This window comes from Klebsiella planticola ATCC 33531, assembly GCF_000735435.1.
GTDB classification, from domain to species: domain Bacteria; phylum Pseudomonadota; class Gammaproteobacteria; order Enterobacterales; family Enterobacteriaceae; genus Klebsiella; species Klebsiella planticola.
The window spans coordinates 14,106-31,621 of sequence record NZ_JMPP01000061.1; the positions used below are offsets into that span (position 1 = coordinate 14,106).

The 17,516-nt window shown below is 55.0% G+C and carries 21 protein-coding genes; 17 read left to right on the forward strand and 4 right to left on the reverse strand.

Annotated elements, in window-relative coordinates; genetic code table 11:
• Positions 1-13 precede the first annotated feature (13 nt).
• The 14 genes from lptE (at position 14) to lipA (ending at position 12,086) form a co-directional block, all read left to right on the forward strand.
• Entirely contained in the window at positions 14-604 is a 591-nt protein-coding gene (gene lptE, locus GRPL_RS03150) for an LPS assembly lipoprotein LptE (RefSeq protein WP_032700574.1), read from the forward strand.
• On the forward strand, positions 604-1,635 hold the full coding sequence (holA, locus tag GRPL_RS03145) for a DNA polymerase III subunit delta (RefSeq protein WP_032688875.1): 1,032 nt from the start codon (positions 604-606) through the stop codon (positions 1,633-1,635). Before lptE ends, holA begins: the two co-directional genes overlap by 1 nt.
• Positions 1,628-2,278 carry a nicotinate-nucleotide adenylyltransferase gene (gene nadD / locus GRPL_RS03140; protein WP_032688877.1) on the forward strand — a complete coding sequence of 217 codons (651 nt, stop codon included), beginning with the start codon at positions 1,628-1,630 and terminating at the stop codon, positions 2,276-2,278. The genes holA and nadD overlap by 8 nt, the downstream gene beginning before the upstream one ends.
• Positions 2,279-2,379: 101 nt before the next feature.
• Positions 2,380-3,009, forward strand: a complete 630-nt coding sequence (locus GRPL_RS03135) for an adenosylcobalamin/alpha-ribazole phosphatase (protein WP_032700575.1) — start codon at positions 2,380-2,382, stop codon at positions 3,007-3,009.
• 221 nt (positions 3,010-3,230) lie between these two features.
• Positions 3,231-3,548 (forward strand): ribosome silencing factor, encoded by a 318-nt coding sequence (gene rsfS / locus GRPL_RS03130; RefSeq protein ID WP_004859547.1) that lies wholly within the window; start codon positions 3,231-3,233, stop codon positions 3,546-3,548.
• Between the two features lie 3 nt (positions 3,549-3,551).
• A complete protein-coding gene (rlmH, locus tag GRPL_RS03125) occupies positions 3,552-4,019 on the forward strand; it encodes a 23S rRNA (pseudouridine(1915)-N(3))-methyltransferase RlmH (protein ID WP_015584895.1) in 468 nt (155 codons plus the stop codon).
• A gap of 27 nt (positions 4,020-4,046) precedes the next feature.
• Positions 4,047-5,948 (forward strand): peptidoglycan DD-transpeptidase MrdA, encoded by a 1,902-nt coding sequence (gene mrdA / locus GRPL_RS03120; protein ID WP_004859539.1) that lies wholly within the window; start codon positions 4,047-4,049, stop codon positions 5,946-5,948.
• On the forward strand, positions 5,948-7,060 hold the full coding sequence (gene mrdB / locus GRPL_RS03115) for a peptidoglycan glycosyltransferase MrdB (protein ID WP_004859537.1): 1,113 nt from the start codon (positions 5,948-5,950) through the stop codon (positions 7,058-7,060). The genes mrdA and mrdB overlap by 1 nt, the downstream gene beginning before the upstream one ends.
• A 10-nt stretch (positions 7,061-7,070) precedes the next feature.
• Positions 7,071-8,189: an endolytic peptidoglycan transglycosylase RlpA gene (gene rlpA / locus GRPL_RS03110; protein WP_032700576.1), complete on the forward strand. Its 1,119-nt coding sequence runs from the start codon at positions 7,071-7,073 to the stop codon at positions 8,187-8,189.
• 143 nt (positions 8,190-8,332) lie between these two features.
• Positions 8,333-9,532, forward strand: coding sequence for a D-alanyl-D-alanine carboxypeptidase DacA (gene dacA / locus GRPL_RS03105; protein WP_015584896.1), 1,200 nt, complete (start codon positions 8,333-8,335; stop codon positions 9,530-9,532).
• 114 nt (positions 9,533-9,646) lie between these two features.
• Positions 9,647-9,910: a DUF493 family protein YbeD gene (gene ybeD, locus GRPL_RS03100; RefSeq protein WP_004859527.1), complete on the forward strand. Its 264-nt coding sequence runs from the start codon at positions 9,647-9,649 to the stop codon at positions 9,908-9,910.
• 98 nt (positions 9,911-10,008) lie between these two features.
• Entirely contained in the window at positions 10,009-10,653 is a 645-nt protein-coding gene (lipB, locus tag GRPL_RS03095) for a lipoyl(octanoyl) transferase LipB (protein ID WP_032696401.1), read from the forward strand.
• Between the two features lie 99 nt (positions 10,654-10,752).
• Positions 10,753-10,941, forward strand: a complete 189-nt coding sequence (locus GRPL_RS03090; RefSeq protein WP_174977722.1) for a hypothetical protein — start codon at positions 10,753-10,755, stop codon at positions 10,939-10,941.
• A gap of 179 nt (positions 10,942-11,120) precedes the next feature.
• Entirely contained in the window at positions 11,121-12,086 is a 966-nt protein-coding gene (gene lipA / locus GRPL_RS03085) for a lipoyl synthase (protein WP_004859521.1), read from the forward strand.
• A gap of 227 nt (positions 12,087-12,313) precedes the next feature.
• Here the strand turns inward: lipA and tatE are convergent, their stop codons facing one another.
• On the reverse strand, positions 12,314-12,520 hold the full coding sequence (gene tatE / locus GRPL_RS03080) for a twin-arginine translocase subunit TatE (RefSeq protein ID WP_004859519.1): 207 nt from the start codon (positions 12,518-12,520) through the stop codon (positions 12,314-12,316).
• A 127-nt stretch (positions 12,521-12,647) separates the two neighbouring features.
• The gene (locus GRPL_RS03075; RefSeq protein ID WP_032688887.1) at positions 12,648-13,436 is read right to left on the reverse strand and encodes a deaminated glutathione amidase; all 789 of its coding nucleotides are present in this window, start codon (positions 13,434-13,436) and stop codon (positions 12,648-12,650) included.
• 90 nt (positions 13,437-13,526) lie between these two features.
• Here GRPL_RS03075 and crcB point away from each other — a divergent pair, with 90 nt between their 5' ends.
• Entirely contained in the window at positions 13,527-13,910 is a 384-nt protein-coding gene (gene crcB / locus GRPL_RS03070) for a fluoride efflux transporter CrcB (RefSeq protein WP_004859513.1), read from the forward strand.
• Between the two features lie 57 nt (positions 13,911-13,967).
• Here crcB and cspE read toward each other — a convergent pair whose 3' ends face one another.
• Both cspE and pagP read right to left on the reverse strand, forming a co-directional pair.
• Complete coding sequence (cspE, locus tag GRPL_RS03065; RefSeq protein ID WP_004859511.1) at positions 13,968-14,177, reverse strand: transcription antiterminator/RNA stability regulator CspE; 210 nt, start codon at positions 14,175-14,177, stop codon at positions 13,968-13,970.
• A 195-nt stretch (positions 14,178-14,372) separates the two neighbouring features.
• On the reverse strand, positions 14,373-14,948 hold the full coding sequence (gene pagP / locus GRPL_RS03060; protein WP_032688888.1) for a lipid IV(A) palmitoyltransferase PagP: 576 nt from the start codon (positions 14,946-14,948) through the stop codon (positions 14,373-14,375).
• A 291-nt stretch (positions 14,949-15,239) separates the two neighbouring features.
• Here pagP and dcuC point away from each other — a divergent pair, with 291 nt between their 5' ends.
• On the forward strand, positions 15,240-16,610 hold the full coding sequence (gene dcuC / locus GRPL_RS03055) for an anaerobic C4-dicarboxylate transporter DcuC (RefSeq protein ID WP_032688890.1): 1,371 nt from the start codon (positions 15,240-15,242) through the stop codon (positions 16,608-16,610).
• Between the two features lie 85 nt (positions 16,611-16,695).
• Positions 16,696-17,493, forward strand: a complete 798-nt coding sequence (gene rna / locus GRPL_RS03050; RefSeq protein WP_032700577.1) for a ribonuclease I — start codon at positions 16,696-16,698, stop codon at positions 17,491-17,493.
• Positions 17,494-17,516: the final 23 nt, after the last annotated feature.

The following is a 17,516-nucleotide window of genomic DNA, read 5'->3' on the forward strand; positions in this document are numbered from 1 at the left end:
CGCAGGAGGAAGCGTGCGATATCTGGCAACATTGTTGTTATCTCTGGCGGTGCTCATCACCGCCGGATGCGGTTGGCATCTGCGGAGTACCACTCAAGTTCCCACCGCGATGAAAACCATGATCTTTCAGTCGAGCGATCCGAATGGTCCGTTAAGTCGTTCGGTGCGTAATCAGCTGCGTCTGAATGGCGTCGAGATCGTCGACGGCAGCACGCTGCGCAAGGATATTCCGTCCCTGCGTCTGGATGCGTCATCCATTCAGAAAGATACGGCCTCTATTTTCCAGGATGGTCGTACGGCTGAATATCAGATGGTGCTGACGGTGCAGGCAAGCGTGCTAATCCCGGGTCATGATATCTATCCGATCTCGACGAAAGTCTACCGCTCGTTCTTCGATAACCCGCAGGCAGCGTTAGCGAAAGACGCCGAGCAGGATATGATCGTCCAGGAGATGTATGACAAAGCCGCTGAACAGCTGATTCGTAAGCTGCCAAGCGTCCACGTTGCTGATGTCGAAGCCACGAAAGGGGAAGAGCAGACGGTCACGCCGACCCCCGCTTCCGCAACCTCTGGCAATCGCGTCTCCACCACGCTGGGTAACTGATGATTCGGCTGTACCCAGAACAACTCCGCGCGCAGCTCACCGAAGGGCTGCGCGCGGCCTATTTATTACTCGGCAGCGATCCGTTGCTGTTGCAGGAAAGTCAGGACGCGATTCGCGAAGCCGCTGCTACCCAGGGCTTTACCGAACACCATACCGCGACCCTCGACGCCAGCACCGACTGGCCCGCCCTCTTCTCACTCAGCCAGGCCATGAGCCTGTTCGCCAGCCGTCAGACGCTGCTTCTGGTCCTGCCGGAAAACGGCCCTAACGCGGCGATTAACGAACAGCTTGCCACCCTGGTCAGCATGCTCCATGACGACCTGCTGTTAATCGTTCGCGGTAATAAGCTCACCAAAGCGCAGGAAAATGCCGCCTGGGTAACCGCCCTGGCCAGCCGCGCGGTTCAGGTGAGCTGTCAGACGCCGGAATATGCGCAGCTGCCGCGCTGGCTGGCGGCGCGAGCAAAACAGCACCATTTGCAGCTTGATGACGCCGCCAGTCAGCTGCTGTGCTACTGCTACGAAGGCAACCTGCTGGCGCTGGCGCAGGCACTGGAGCGTCTCTCTCTGCTGTGGCCGGACGGCAAGCTCACGCTGCCACGCGTCGAGCAGGCGGTAAACGATGCCGCCCACTTCACTCCCTATCACTGGGTGGATGCGCTGCTGGCTGGTAAAAGCAAACGGGTGCTGCATATCCTGCAGCAGTTACGTCTGGAAGGAAGCGAACCGGCGATTCTGCTGCGTACGCTCCAGCGGGAGTTGCTGCTGCTGGTTAACCTGAAACGCCAGTCGGTCCATACGCCGCTGCGTACGCTCTTCGATAAGCATCGGGTATGGCAGAACCGTCGACAGCTGTTAAGCGATGCGCTCGCGCGCCTCAGCACGGATCAGTTACGCCAGGCCGTCACTCTGCTGACCCGAGCGGAGCTCACCTTTAAGCAGGATTACGGCAGCGCCATCTGGCCGGAATTAGAGAGCCTTTCTTTGTTGCTCTGCCATAAAGCGCTGGCAGACGTGTTTATTGATGGTTGATATGACTCAGTTGCAGGCAATGTACGGTGGCACCTTCGATCCGGTGCACTATGGTCACCTCAAACCGGTTGAGGTTCTGGCGAATCAGATAGGCCTTGGCAAAGTCATTATCGTCCCAAACAATGTTCCGCCACACCGCCCGCAGCCTGAGGCCACCAGCGCCCAGCGCAAACAGATGCTGGAACTGGCCATCGCCGATAAACCCCTGTTCGTGCTTGATGAGCGCGAGCTGCAGCGGCAGACGCCCTCCTGGACCGCGCAAACCCTTGAAGAGTGGCGACAGGAACAAGGGCCTGACCAGCCGCTGGCGTTCATTATTGGTCAGGACTCGCTGCTCACCTTCCCGACCTGGCACAATTACGCCACGATTCTCGATAATGCGCATCTGATCGTCTGCCGACGCCCGGGATATCCGCTGGTGATGAAACGGGAAGAGGATCAGCGGTGGCTGGACAAACATTTAACGCACGACGCCGAACAGCTGCACAGCCGTCCCGCCGGGGTCATCTATCTGGCGGAAACTCCGTGGTTTGATATTTCGGCAACGCTTATCCGCCAGCGCCTTGAACGCGGGGAATCCTGCGCTGACATGCTGCCGGCCGCGGTACTGACGTATATCCATCAGCAAAAACTCTACTGTTAACCGGCCGTTGCCCCAACGTTCGTGACGCCGGATGCGATAGCAGAGCGCCGATTCGCTTATACTCCCCCCATCCCTTGACGATGTCAGAAGGCGTATATTCAGTGAAATTATGGTTAGTTCGACATGGTGAAACTGAGGCCAATGTTGCCGGCCTTTACAGCGGACACGCTCCGACCCCGCTAACCGAGCGCGGCATGATGCAGGCGCAAACGCTCGGCCAGCTGCTGCAGGCGGTAGCGTTCGATCGCGTGCTTTGCAGTGAGCTGGAACGTACCCACATCACCGCCGACCTGCTGCTCGGCACACGGAATATCCCCCGGCAGATTGTCCCCGAACTCAACGAGATGTTTTTTGGCGACTGGGAAATGCGCCATCATCGGGACTTACGGCTCGAAGACGCCGAAAACTATGCCGCCTGGTGCGCGGACTGGCAGCATGCGGCGCCCACCAACGGCGAAAATTTTCAGCACTTCACCCACCGCGTCCGTATGTTTGCGGAGAAGCTGACGCACCATCCGCAGCCAGACCATCTGCTGATCGTGGGCCATAAAGGTGGACTGAGTCTGCTCATCGCGCTGTTGCTGAAGCTGCCGGCGGAAGCCATGTGGCATTTTCCCGTCGCCCATGGCACATGGAGTGAACTCGAACTGCACGCTGATTTTGCCACGCTGCGGGTATTAAATAGCCAGGCGCGCTGGCAGAAGGAACAAGAATTCCGTGCAGACCATTGACAGGTCAGAGCAGGCTGTTATTCTCCGCAGCCTGGACGTATCGGCTAAACGATGTTTCCAGAAATTGTTTTACAAAAATGGCGATGCAATCACGGGCGATGGATGGGATGATAGCCGCCGCCATCGCTTGCTGACCGACATTTATCCCGACTTTTCGACGAGTTCAGGTATACTGTCAGGCTGTTTATTATTATCAATCTTCACTCACCCAGGGGGAACTCTTGCAGGGTAAAGCACTCCAGGATTTTGTTATCGACAAAATTGATGACCTGAAAGGTCAGGACATCGTTGCCATTGACGTTCATGGCAAATCCAGCATTACAGATTGCATGATTATTTGCACCGGCACCTCTACGCGCCATGTAATGTCCATCGCCGACCACGTAGTACAAGAGTCTCGCGCCGCAGGCATGCTGCCGCTTGGCGTTGAAGGTGAAAGCGCCGCCGACTGGATTGTTGTCGATCTTGGCGACGTCATGGTTCACGTGATGCAGGAAGAGAGCCGTCGTCTGTACGAGCTGGAAAAACTCTGGAGTTAATGCGTGAAGCTGCAGCTGGTGGCCGTTGGCACCAAAATGCCGGACTGGGTTCAGACCGGCTTTAGTGAATATTTGCGCCGTTTTCCAAAAGATATGCCGTTCGAGCTGCTGGAAATCCCTGCCGGTAAACGCGGTAAAAATGCCGACATCAAACGAATCCTCGACAAAGAAGGGGAAATGATGCTGGCAGCCGCAGGCAAAAATCGCATCGTGACCCTGGATATTCCGGGAAAACCGTGGGATACGCCGCAGCTGGCACGAGAGCTGGAGCGCTGGAAACAGGATGGCCGCGACGTCAGCCTGCTCATCGGCGGTCCCGAGGGGCTCTCTCCGGCTTGTAAAGCAGCAGCGGAACAGAGTTGGTCGCTCTCCACCCTCACGTTGCCTCACCCGCTGGTACGCGTACTGGTCGCTGAGAGCCTGTATCGTGCGTGGAGTATTACCACCAACCACCCTTACCACCGTGAATAATGATGACCAGGGTAGACTAAGCAGCGAATGAAATTACAGAATTCTTTCCGCGACTATACGGCTGAATCCTCGCTGTTCGTGCGCCGGGCGCTGGTCGCTTTTTTGGGGATTTTGCTGCTTACCGGCATACTGGTTGCCAATCTTTATAACGTGCAGATCGTTCGCTACACCGACTATCAAACGCGTTCCAACGAAAACCGTATCAAGCTGGTTCCCATTCCGCCCAGTCGCGGCATTATCTATGACCGCAACGGTACGCCGCTGGCGCTGAACCGCACCATCTACCAGCTGGAGATGATGCCGGAGAAAGTCGATAACGTGCAGCAAACGCTGGATGCGTTACGCGACGTCATCGATCTGACCGATGATGACATTGCAAACTTCAAGAAAGAACGCTCGCGTTCCCATCGCTTCACCTCGATTCCCGTCAAGGTCAACCTGAGCGAAGTCCAGGTGGCTCGTTTTGCGGTTAACCAGTACCGCTTCCCCGGTGTCGAAGTGAAAGGCTATAAACGCCGCTACTACCCCTATAATTCCGCGCTGACCCACGTTATCGGCTACGTCTCGAAAATTAACGATAAAGACGTCGATCGCCTCGATAAAGAGGGCAAGCTGGCCAACTATGCCTCCACGCATGACATTGGCAAGCTGGGAATCGAGCGCTATTACGAAGACGTACTGCACGGTCAGACCGGCTATGAAGAGGTCGAGGTCAATAACCGCGGCCGCGTCATTCGCCAGCTCAAAGAGGTGCCGCCGCAGGCCGGGCGCGATATCTATTTGACCCTCGATCTCAAGCTTCAGCAGTACATTGAGACCCTGCTCGCCGGCAGCCGCGCTGCCGTGGTCGTCACCGACCCGCGTACCGGCAGCATACTCGCGCTGGTCTCCACGCCGAGCTACGACCCGAACCTGTTTGTGGACGGCATCTCCAGTAAAGACTACTCCGCCCTGCTGAACGACCCGAATACTCCGCTGGTCAATCGCGCGACCCAGGGGGTCTACCCGCCGGCGTCGACGGTCAAGCCTTATGTCGCCGTATCGGCCCTCAGCGCGAACGTCATCACCCGCAATACCAGCCTGTTCGACCCGGGTTGGTGGCAGCTGCCGGGCTCTGACAAACGCTACCGCGACTGGAAAAAATGGGGCCACGGGCACCTGAATGTGACCAAAGCGCTCGAAGAGTCTGCGGATACCTACTTCTATCAGGTCGCCTATGATATGGGGATCGACCGCCTCTCTGAGTGGATGAGCAAATTCGGTTACGGCCACTATACCGGTATCGATCTGTCGGAAGAGCGTTCCGGGAATATGCCGACCCGCGAATGGAAGCTGAAACGCTTTAAGAAGCCCTGGTACCAGGGTGACACCATCCCGGTCGGCATCGGACAGGGCTACTGGACCGCAACGCCGATTCAGATGAACAAAGCGCTGATGATCCTGATAAACGACGGTCTGGTAAAAGTGCCGCATCTGCTGCAAAGCACCGTCGAAGATGGTAAGCAGGTTCCCTGGGTTCAACCGCACGAGCCGCCGGTCGGCGATATTCACTCCGGCTTCTGGGAAATCGCCAAGGACGGGATGTTCGGCGTCGCCAACCGTGGCAACGGGACCGCGCATAAATACTTCGCCAGCGCGCCGTATAAAATTGCGGCGAAATCCGGTACGGCCCAGGTGTTTGGTCTGAAAGCCAATGAAACCTATAACGCGCACCGAATCGCAGAACGTCTGCGTGACCATAAACTCATGACGGCGTTTGCCCCTTATAACAATCCCCAGGTTGCTGTTGCCATCATTCTTGAGAACGGCGGAGCTGGCCCGGCGGTCGGCACGATTATGCGCCAGATTCTCGACCACATTATGCTGGGTGATAACAACACAAACCTGCCGAGTGAGAACCCGGCGGTCACGGCGGGTGAGGATCAATAATGACCGATAATCCGAATAAAAAATCACTATGGGATAAAATCCATCTCGATCCGACCATGGTGCTGATTCTGCTGGCGCTGCTGACCTACAGCGCGCTGGTTATCTGGAGCGCCAGCGGCCAGGACATCGGGATGATGGAGCGCAAAATAGGCCAGATCGCCATGGGCGTGGTGATCATGATCGTGATGGCGCAAATCCCGCCGCGGGTGTATGAAGGCTGGGCGCCCTATCTCTATATCTTCTGTATCATTTTGCTGGTGGCGGTTGACGCTTTCGGCGCGATTTCCAAAGGCGCCCAGCGCTGGCTGGATCTTGGCGTCGTGCGCTTTCAGCCGTCGGAAATTGCCAAAATCGCCGTCCCGCTGATGGTCGCGCGCTTTATCAACCGCGACGTTTGCCCACCCTCGCTGAAGAATACCGCCATTGCGCTGGTGCTGATTTTCCTGCCAACCCTGCTGGTTGCCGCCCAGCCCGACCTCGGGACATCGATTCTGATTGCGTTGTCTGGCCTGTTCGTGCTGTTCCTTTCCGGGCTGAGCTGGCGTCTTATCGGCGTGGCGGTGGTGCTGGTTGCGGCGTTTATTCCGATTTTATGGTTCTTCCTGATGCATGATTATCAGCGTCAGCGCGTCATGATGTTGCTCGATCCGGAGACCGATCCGCTGGGCGCCGGCTATCATATTATCCAGTCGAAAATCGCCATTGGCTCCGGCGGATTACGCGGTAAAGGCTGGCTGCACGGCACCCAGTCGCAGCTGGAATTCCTGCCGGAACGCCATACCGACTTTATCTTTGCGGTCCTGGCAGAAGAGCTCGGCCTGATTGGCGTGCTGATTCTGCTGGCGCTCTATATTTTGCTCATCATGCGCGGGCTGTGGATCGCCGCCCAGGCGCAGACCACCTTCGGTCGCGTGATGGCCGGTGGTTTAATGTTGATTTTATTCGTTTATGTCTTCGTAAATATTGGTATGGTGAGTGGTATTTTACCAGTGGTGGGGGTACCGTTGCCGCTGGTCAGCTACGGGGGCTCAGCCCTGATCGTATTGATGGCCGGGTTTGGTATCGTGATGTCGATCCACACCCACAGAAAAATGTTGTCGAAAAGCGTTTAAGGGGTTCGCGATGCGTAAGCAATGGCTGGGGATCTGCATAGCAGCGGGGCTGCTGGCGGCATGTTCGGGTGAAGACGTGCAACAGAAGACGGTCAGCACTCCACAGCCGGGCGTCTGTAATGGCCCAAGCGTGGAAATCAGCGGCGCCGATCCGCATTATGAGACGCCAAATGCCACGGCGAATCAGGATTACGAGCGCGATGGTAAAAGTTATAAAATCGTCCAGGATCCGTCTAACTTTACTCAGACCGGTCTGGCCGCCATTTATGATGCGGAACCCAACAGCAACCTGACGGCATCCGGCGAAGCCTTCGACCCGACGCAGCTTACCGCAGCGCACCCGACGCTGCCGATTCCGAGCTACGTGCGCGTGACGAACGTGGCGAATGGCCGCATGATCGTCGTGCGTATTAACGATCGCGGCCCGTACGGCACCGATCGCGTGATTTCGCTTTCTCGCGCCTCTGCCGATCGCCTTAACACCTCCAATAACACCAAAGTGCGTATCGATCCGATCATCGTCGCAGCGGACGGGTCGCTTTCCGGCCCGGGTATGGCCTGTACTACCGTCGCCAAACAAACCTATGCGCTACCTGCCCGTCCGGATCTTGACGGCGGCGCGGGTGTTTCCAGCGAACCGACGGCACAAACCGACGTTCGCCCGATCAGCAATGCCACGCTGAAACCGGAAGACAACGTTGGCGCCCCGGTGAACAGCAGCGGCTTCCTCGGCGCGCCGACGCCCCTGAATAGCGGCGTGCTGGAAAGCAGCGAGCCTGCGGTGCAGACTGCTACCCAAAGCGCGCCGGTTACCGCGCCTGGTTCTGTACAAGGCAGCGTCACGCCGGCAGCGCCGGCGGCTGCTGCGACCGCGGCTGTCGCCGCCTCTTCGGCAAGCGCCAGCGGCGATTTTGTCGTCCAGGTCGGTGCCGTCAGCGATCGGGCCCGCGCGCAGCAATATCAGCAGCGTCTGAGCCAGCAGTTTTCCGTGCCTGGCCGCGTCGTGCAGAACGGCGCAGTGTGGCGCATTCAGCTCGGGCCGTTCGCCAGTAAATCGCAGGCCAGCACGGTACAACAGCGCCTGCAAAGCGAAGCTCAGCTGCAATCATTTATTACTCACGCCAACTAAACAGCCAGGGTCGTGGTCCGTACTGTGATGCGCATGAAAAAGTCATTAACAAAGTCATGCGCAATGTCGGATGCCGGTCCACAGAGCATTTGTTATAGTAAGGCACTTTTTTTAACTCCATCACGGATGCCGTTGTTCTGACCATGAAGACCTCTTTCACCGCACGTTTACTCGTTACGGCCCTCTCCGTTGCAGCGCTCTCCTCCGCTGCCCACGCCGATGACCTGAATCTCAAAACCATGATCCCAGGCGCGCCGCAGATTGATGCCGAATCCTGGATTCTTATTGATTACAATTCGGGCAAAGTGCTGGCGGAGAATAACGCTGATTCTCGCCGCGACCCGGCGAGTCTGACCAAAATGATGACCAGCTACGTCATCGGTCAGGCCATGAAAGCGGGAAAATTTAAAGAAACCGACCTGGTGACGGTGGGTAACGATGCGTGGGCAACCGGTAACCCGGTGTTTAAAGGCTCTTCACTGATGTTCCTCAAGCCGGGTATGCAGGTTCCGGTTTCTCAGCTGATCCGCGGCATCAACCTGCAGTCAGGTAACGATGCCTGCGTCGCCATGGCCGACTATGTTGCTGGCAGCCAGGATGCCTTCGTCAGCCTGATGAACAGCTACGTCAATGCGCTGGGCCTGAAAAACAGCCACTTCCAGACCGTTCACGGTCTCGATGCCGACGGCCAGTACAGCTCTGCGCGCGATATGGCGCTGATTGGCCAGGCGCTGATCCGCGATGTACCGAACGAATACACCATCTATAAAGAAAAAGAGTTCACCTTTAACGGCATTCGTCAGTTGAACCGTAATGGTCTGCTGTGGGATAACAGCCTGAACGTCGACGGGATTAAAACCGGGCATACCGACAAAGCGGGCTATAACCTCGTGGCCTCGGCGACCGAAGGCCAGATGCGTCTGATCTCCGCCGTCATGGGCGGCCGCACCTATAAAGGTCGCGAATCCGAAAGCAAAAAGCTGCTGACCTGGGGCTTCCGCTTCTTCGAAACCGTCAATCCGCTAAAAGCCGGGAAAGAGTTCTCTTCCGAACCGGCCTGGTTTGGCGACAGCGATCGCGCTTCGCTGGGTGTCGATAAAGACGTTTATCTGACTATCCCTCGTGGCCGCATGAAAGATCTGAAAGCCAGCTATGTGCTGAACAATACCGAACTGCACGCCCCGCTGCAGAAAAACCAGGTTGTCGGCACCATTAACTTCCAGCTGGATGGTAAAACCATCGATCAGCGCCCTCTGGTGGTCCTGCAAGAAATTCCTGAAGGCAATTTCTTCGGAAAAATGATTGATTACATCAAGTTAATGTTCCACCACTGGTTTGGTTAAAAATCGAACGCTTGAAAGTGTGATTTACATCCCCATATACTAATCATCAAAGTAACCTGATAACTCCCACCCTTCGTGGGAGTTATTATTTTTTGTCGTAACACCGGAGCTGACATGAAAACCAAACTTAACGAACTGCTTGAATTCCCTACTCCATTTACTTACAAAGTAATGGGGCAGGCGTTGCCTGAGCTGGTTGATCAGGTGGTGGAAGTGGTACAGCGCCATGCGCCGGGTGATTACTCTCCACAGGTAAAACCGAGCAGCAAAGGGAACTACCACTCAGTTTCTATCACCATCAACGCAACCCATATCGAGCAGGTCGAAACCCTGTACGAAGAGCTGGGCAATATCGATATCGTCCGGATGGTGCTGTAACCCATTCCCAGACCCGGTCCTGCGCCGGGTCATCTCTCCCCGCTGTGCTGTGATATACTCCCCCCTCAAGTCACTTCTCTCTCTGCGGAGACGTTGTTTTGCAGCATAACAAAATCCTTATCCGTCAACTTGGCCTGCAACCTTACGAACCGGTCTCGCAGGCGATGCATGAATTTACCGATACCCGCGACGACAGCACGCTGGACGAAATCTGGCTGGTAGAACACCCTCCGGTCTTTACTCAAGGCCAGGCGGGAAAAGCCGAACACGTGCTGGTTCCGGGAGATATTCCGGTCATTCAAAGCGATCGCGGCGGCCAGGTGACCTACCACGGGCCAGGGCAACAGGTGATGTATGTTCTGCTGAACCTCAAGCGCCGGAAACTGGGCGTGCGCGAACTGGTGACACTGCTGGAACAGACCGTGGTTAATACGCTGGCGGAATACGCGATTGAATCACATCCACGCGCCGATGCGCCCGGTGTCTATGTCGGCGAGCAAAAAATCTGCTCTCTGGGTTTGCGTATCCGGAAAGGTTGTTCGTTTCACGGGCTGGCGCTGAATATTGCGATGGACCTGTCGCCGTTCCTGCGGATCAACCCCTGCGGCTATGCCGGAATGGAGATGGCCCAAATGCGCCAGTGGCAGCCGGATATTCAACCGCAGATGGTGGCGCCTCATCTGGTAGCCAACCTGCTGACCCTACTCGGCAACCCGCCTCACGAGATGATTGCCGCCGCTTAACTCCCGCCGGCTCGCGCCCCTGTCACAGGGGCGCGACATCCGCATTATCGCGAGTTAAGCCCTTATCTCTGCAATTAAATGTCATGCGCGGCGCCGCTGGTGAGCCAAAGCGATATGTTCGGGCTGATGCCGGAGCGGATGTTTTCTTTACTGGCGCGAACGGGGTCGCTGGCAAGGCTCGAGACGCTGAATGACCCGAAGAGCGCATTGAGATGTTACCGGCTTAATGCGCAGGAACCGTTGCTGAATCAGGTCATCGCGGTGGTTTGCCAGTCGTTTAAACAATAAAGCACGTGAGGATAAGCATAAAACAACAACTATTTTACAATTTGCCGAACAGGTAGGCTGCTTTCTGTCCCATATCAATGGTATACTGCCTGTCCTTAATTCAAAAATAGTTGATAATTACAACATTTCCTTGAATTGATTCGCTTTCCTTCGTGACTCGCAACTGGAACACGCACGCTATGAGTAAACCCATTGTGATGGAACGCGGTGTTAAGTACCGCGACGCCGATAAAATGGCCCTTATCCCGGTGAAAAACGTGGCAACTGAGCGTGAAGCTCTGCTCAGAAAACCGGAATGGATGAAAATCAAACTTCCGGCTGACTCGTCCCGTATCCAGGGAATCAAAGCAGCGATGCGTAAGAACGGTTTGCACTCCGTGTGCGAAGAAGCTTCTTGCCCAAACCTTGCGGAATGCTTCAACCACGGAACGGCCACCTTTATGATCCTCGGCGCGATTTGTACCCGCCGCTGCCCGTTCTGTGACGTTGCGCACGGTCGTCCGGTGACCCCGGATGCCAACGAACCGCAGAAACTCGCGCAAACTATCGCCGATATGGGCCTGCGTTACGTCGTCGTGACCTCCGTTGACCGCGACGATCTTCGCGACGGCGGCGCTCAGCACTTTGCCGATTGCATCAGCGCTATTCGTGAGAAAAACCCGACAATAAAGATTGAGACCCTGGTCCCTGACTTCCGTGGCCGTATGGATCGCGCGCTGGATATCCTCACGGTGACTCCGCCGGATGTGTTTAACCACAACCTGGAAAACGTGCCGCGTCTGTATCGTCAGGTTCGCCCGGGCGCCGACTACAACTGGTCGCTGAAACTGCTGGAGCGCTTTAAAGAAGCGCATCCGGAGATCCCGACTAAATCAGGTTTGATGGTCGGTCTCGGCGAGACCAACGAAGAGATCATCGAAGTCATGCGCGACCTGCGTCGCCATGGCGTGACCATGCTCACCCTGGGCCAGTATCTGCAGCCAAGCCGCCATCACCTGCCGGTTCAGCGCTACGTTAGCCCGGACGAGTTTGAAGAGATGAAAGCCGAAGCGATGGCGATGGGCTTCACCCACGCCGCCTGCGGTCCGTTCGTTCGTTCGTCTTATCATGCCGACCTGCAAGCCAAAGGGATGGAAGTGAAGTAAAACTCACTGCCCGGCAATCGCCGCGTGAACGCTTTCGCGCGGCGATCTGTTTTTACCCCGCCCGTCTGACGTTTCCCTGACCACTGGTAACAACTGGTTGCATTTTTTCCGCATCTTCGCGAACAAGCAATAAAAAGAGGCCGCAACGCTTATCGCTGCAGCCTCTTCAACGTCCAGACTTTCGCCTGTCGGTTACGCCCTCCCGCTGTCGGGGAACGCGCCTTTAATTACTCTTTATGAGAGAGCTTTTGTGCCGGAGCGTCTTCTTCCGCACTGGTTTTCTTTGCGCTATCGTCATCGTCGTTCATGGCTTTCTTGAAGCCTTTGATAGCGGAACCCAGGTCTCCACCCAGCGTACGTAATTTTTTGGTACCAAACACTAAAATAATCAGTGCTGCGACAACCAGCAGTTTGGTAATACTAATCTCACCCATAGCTAACCTTCTTCTCTAAAACAAGCTGCGAATACGCCATCATACACGCGAACAATTAACGGCTATTTGACGCGCGGACACAATAGCAATCTGTAACAAGGTGAATCAAGCCTTGTTTAAAAAAACATCACAATAATTGCGGTGGCGCAAAGCGGCGGTTCTTCAGCACCGGCAAACGCTCGCGAACCTGGCGCAGCGACGCTGTCGAAATGTCGGCAGTAATCATCTGCGGCCCGTCCCCTGCCCCCGCCATTATCGTTCCCATCGGGTCGATAATGCGGCTCTGGCCAATATTGCGGGTTCCGCATTCACCTGCCGCCACAATATAGCAGGTCGTATCCAGAGCCCTGGCCGCCAGTAGCGTGGCCCAATGATACTCCTTCATCGGCCCTTTTACCCACGCGGTGGGTAAAACCAGCACTTCAGCACCGTTAAGTGCCAGCGTTAACGCCAATTCAGGAAAGCGTAAATCGTAACAGGTCATCAGGCCCACGCGCACCCCGTCGACATCAATCAGCGGCGGGATCTGTTGCCCGGCATCAACAAGTCGCGACTCCTGCATCGCAAACGCGTCATACAAATGGAGCTTCTGATATTGGGCAATAACCTCGCCCTGGCGTATTGCCACCAGCGTATTCGTCGCTCTCCCCTCACCCGAAGGCACATGCAGCGTCAGCACCGTGGTTAAACTATAATTCCGGCTTTCATCACGCAACAGCTGCAGAAAACCGCCATCAATCTCCTGCGCCGACTTTACCGAGAGATCCGGATCGCTGTCGTCGCGCGCCAGCAACGCTTCCGGTAATACCAGCAATGATACTCCCTGCCCGGCCGCCTGGTTCATCAACGCCACGCAGGTACGCGCATTGACTCGCCAGTCCGCCGTAACGGCAAATTGTCCCGCAGCAACCCGCATTCTCTTCTCCCGTCAGGTATTTCGTAGCCAGCGACGTGTTTGACGCGCTACACTCAAACCCCTGTATTAACCAAATAGCAGGGAATGAGAGTGTCACAACTACTTTTAGCCGTTTTTGTTGGTGGCGGTACCGGCAGCGTATTGCGCTGGTGGCTTGGAATGAAGTTCAATCCAATGCATCACGCTATTCCCATCGGCACACTCGCGGCAAACCTGCTGGGCGCATTCATCATTGGCGCCGGGCTGGCATGGTTTAACCGCCTGACAAACATTGACCCAATGTGGAAACTGCTGATCACGACCGGATTTTGCGGCGGGCTGACGACGTTTTCAACCTTCTCATCGGAGGTCGTTTTCCTGCTGCAACAGGGCCGTTTCAGCTGGGCGCTGCTGAATATTCTGGTCAATCTGTTAGGCTCATTCGCCATGACGGCAACGGCATTCTGGCTCTTTTCCCACGCAGCCAGTCGCTAACGGCAGGCAAAAAAAAACCCGCGTTTAGCGGGTTTTTATATTCTACTGACGCAATGCTTAGATAGCGTTTACGTTTGCAGCAGAAGGGCCTTTGGCACCGTTAGTGATTTCGAACTCTACGCGCTGACCTTCAGCCAGAGTTTTGAAACCGTTGGACTGGATTGCAGAGAAATGTACGAATACATCTTTGCTGCCATCTTCCGGAGTAATGAAACCGAATCCTTTGGATTCATTAAACCACTTAACGTTACCTTTAATCTTAGACATCAAAATTACCTTTATATGAAAAAACGACACTGATACTGTGTCGGACACCAGTACATCAATTGTGATGCCTTTTGTCCAGTGCAACTTTATTAAAAAGTGACAAATATCGCTATCTTTTTTAGGAGGTCGCGCCTTAGTTGTTGTTTTTTCACGGGACAAACGACTTAGCTCATTTGTTGCTAAGTTATGCCGGTTCTAAAACTGAAAACGGGCCCAGGCAAAGTAGACGTTACCGTTGTTGTAGGTCCCGGGGATATAGGTCATCTGGAAGGTTGCAGGCCCATAACCAATGGATGCCAGTGGCAAAATGACCGGAATGGGAATGTAATTCCAGTTATCTCGCGCCGTCACGCCCAGCGTGTACCCCAGACCAAGATGAAAATTGTCGTCTGCTAACGGACGCCAGGTTTTCTCCCAGCCGTAGCCGCCAATCGGCTCCCATTTGTTAAAAGAGTCCTTAAAAGCCATCAGGTACAGGCCATGCCAGTTGCCTTTATCATCCCAGCGCGAAACCCCGAATCCAGCCCCCCACGGACGCTCGTTATACCCATCGGTCTTTTCTTTGTCATAGGCAAAGCGGGCATGCCAGGTAATCGCGGGAACATACAGATCGTAGTGTTCAGGTTCCTGCCAGGTTTGCACGACGTTATCACTTAAGGTGTTATACCCATCGCGAATCGTCGACGTAAACGACGCGTTAGCCGCGCCACAAGAGAGCATTAACCCCAAAAAACCAAGAAAAAACAATACGAAATGACGTTGTCTCAACACTTATCTCTTACCAATATCGATTTTAAAGCGCAATAAGTTAACAAGTATAATCTTAATATTACCTTAACGAAATTAGGTAAGTTTCTGATTTATGATCGGAAAAACAGCAACCTTTTCACCTTGTCGTTTTGTGATAGCGGCCGCCCCTCCGCTGATGATTGCAGGGTTCTCATCGGTTTATTGATTTGCGTCAGCATGTTTCGCCCATTAATTAGGCACATTCGCTCACTTAATTTTCTCTTCACTTTATTTATTAGCAGATTCTTTGGGTAAAAGGCTTAGGGGTAAAAAATGCTTACGCTAGTTGAGATCCTGATCGGGGTTGTGGTCATTGTGGGTGTTGCCCGCTATATCATAAAAGGGTATTCCGCCACCGGCGTGCTGTTCGTCGGCGGTTTGGCGTTACTCATCGTCAGCGCGTTGATGGGGCACAAGATTTTACCCGGCGATACGAAAAGCACGGGGTATTCCGCGACCGATATCATCGAATACGTCAAAATCCTCCTGATGAGCCGCGGCGGCGATTTGGGCATGATGATTATGATGCTCTGCGGCTTCGCCACCTATATGACCCATATTGGCGCTAACGATATGGTGGTAAAGCTGGCCTCAAAGCCGCTGCGCTATATTAACTCCCCCTATCTGCTGATGATCGCCGCCTATTTCGTGGCCTGTCTGATGTCGCTGGCCGTCTCCTCGGCAACCGGTCTGGGCGTTCTGCTGATGGCCACGCTGTTCCCGGTGATGGTGAACGTCGGTATCAGCCGCGGCGCCGCGGCGGCAATTTGTGCCTCGCCGGCCGCGATTATCCTCTCTCCGACCTCCGGCGACGTGGTGCTGGCCGCCAAAGCCGCAGAAATGCCGCTCATCGACTTCGCGTTTAAAACCACGCTGCCGATCTCCATCGTCGCGATTATCAGCATGGCCATTGCCCACTACTTCTGGCAGCGCTATCTGGATAAAAAAGAGAATGTCGTTCACGAAATGCTTGATGTGAATGAGATCACCACTACCGCCCCCTCCTTCTACGCCCTTCTGCCCTTTACGCCGATTATCGGCGTACTGATTTTCGACGGGAAATGGGGCCCGGAGCTGCATATTATTGCCATCCTCGTCCTCTGTATGCTGCTGGCGGCCGTGCTGGAGTTTGTTCGCGGCTTTAATACCAAAAATGTTTTCGCCGGGCTGGAAGTCGCCTACCGCGGCATGGCCGATGCCTTCGCCGGCGTCGTCATGCTGTTAGTGGCCGCAGGCGTCTTTGCTCAGGGCCTGAGCACCATTGGCTTTATCAATAGCCTGATCTCAATCGCCACATCATTTGGCTCGGCGAGCATCATTTTAATGCTGGTGCTGGTGATTCTGACCATGCTGGCGGCAATGACCACCGGTTCCGGTAACGCGCCGTTTTACGCCTTCGTCGAGATGATCCCGAAATTAGCCCACTCTTCAGGCATCAACCCGGCCTATCTGTCCATTCCTATGCTACAGGCTTCAAACCTGGGTCGGACTATTTCGCCGGTCTCGGGCGTGGTGGTAGCCGTTGCCGGGATGGCCAAAATCTCCCCCTTTGAAGTAGTGAAACGGACCTCTGTTCCGGTTATCGTCGGTCTGCTGGTGGTGATTATCGCCACCGAAGTTCTGGTGCCCGGTAGCGCACTTTAATAAACGCGAAAAGGCGCCAGCAGGCGCCTTTTTTATGCTTTAATCATTTCCTGTAAATCATTGTCACCCACTATCAGGATTAAAAATGTTCAGGAAGGATTTCGTCGCCATTGCCCTTTTACTGACGGCAACCCAGGCCGGCGCTGAACCACTCACCGCAACGCAGTATGGCGATTTCGACCGTTATGTACTGGCTTTGTCATGGCAAACGGGATTCTGCCAGAGCATGCATGACAGAAACCGTAGCGAGCCGGAAGAGTGTCGCTTGCAGCAGGAATTACCGAATAAAGCGGATTTCCTGACGGTACATGGCCTCTGGCCTGGCTTGCCAAAATCCATTGCTGCCCGGGGCGTCGACGATCGGCGCTGGATACGTTTTGGCTGTGCCACCCGCCCTGTCCCCAACATGCCTGAAGTTAAAGCCGGGCGTAAATGCCAGGCCGCTGAAACCGGGCTGTCGCTCGAGATGGCGAATAAACTCAATAGCGTAATGCCAGGAGCCGGCGGCAATTCGTGTCTCGAGCGTTATGAGTATGCGAAACACGGCGTCTGCTTTGGCTTCGATCCCGATAGCTACTTTGGCACGATGGTGCGTCTTGATAGTGAAGTGAAGCAGAGCCCGCTGGGCCTCTTTCTGGCGAAACACTACGGGCAGAGCGTCAGCCGCGATGAGTTCGATACCGCGGTCGCGCAGGCATATGGTCAGCAGAGCGTGAAAGCATTTAAGCTGACCTGTAACGGCAATCCGGCTTATTTAACCGAAATGCAAATCGCCATCAAAGCGGAGGCCATCAATCAGCCGCTTTCAGCCAATAGCCTCTTGCCCCAGCCTCATCCGGGGAATTGCGGCAAACAATTTATCATTGATAAAGCCGGCAACTGATGATTCGGCGGCGTAAGCCGCCG

Coding starts and splice junctions, on each gene's coding strand:
- GRPL_RS03075 (WP_032688887.1), bottom strand. CDS start 13,436: ATGCGGGTTGCTGCGGGACAATTTGCCGTTACGGCGGACTGGCGAGTC.
- rlpA (WP_032700576.1), top strand. CDS start 7,071: ATGCGTAAGCAATGGCTGGGGATCTGCATAGCAGCGGGGCTGCTGGCG.
- mrdB (WP_004859537.1), top strand. CDS start 5,948: ATGACCGATAATCCGAATAAAAAATCACTATGGGATAAAATCCATCTC.
- cspE (WP_004859511.1), bottom strand. CDS start 14,177: ATGTCTAAGATTAAAGGTAACGTTAAGTGGTTTAATGAATCCAAAGGA.
- lipA (WP_004859521.1), top strand. CDS start 11,121: ATGAGTAAACCCATTGTGATGGAACGCGGTGTTAAGTACCGCGACGCC.
- ybeD (WP_004859527.1), top strand. CDS start 9,647: ATGAAAACCAAACTTAACGAACTGCTTGAATTCCCTACTCCATTTACT.
- dcuC (WP_032688890.1), top strand. CDS start 15,240: ATGCTTACGCTAGTTGAGATCCTGATCGGGGTTGTGGTCATTGTGGGT.
- nadD (WP_032688877.1), top strand. CDS start 1,628: ATGGTTGATATGACTCAGTTGCAGGCAATGTACGGTGGCACCTTCGAT.
- rna (WP_032700577.1), top strand. CDS start 16,696: ATGTTCAGGAAGGATTTCGTCGCCATTGCCCTTTTACTGACGGCAACC.
- dacA (WP_015584896.1), top strand. CDS start 8,333: ATGAAGACCTCTTTCACCGCACGTTTACTCGTTACGGCCCTCTCCGTT.
- mrdA (WP_004859539.1), top strand. CDS start 4,047: ATGAAATTACAGAATTCTTTCCGCGACTATACGGCTGAATCCTCGCTG.
- tatE (WP_004859519.1), bottom strand. CDS start 12,520: ATGGGTGAGATTAGTATTACCAAACTGCTGGTTGTCGCAGCACTGATT.
- holA (WP_032688875.1), top strand. CDS start 604: ATGATTCGGCTGTACCCAGAACAACTCCGCGCGCAGCTCACCGAAGGG.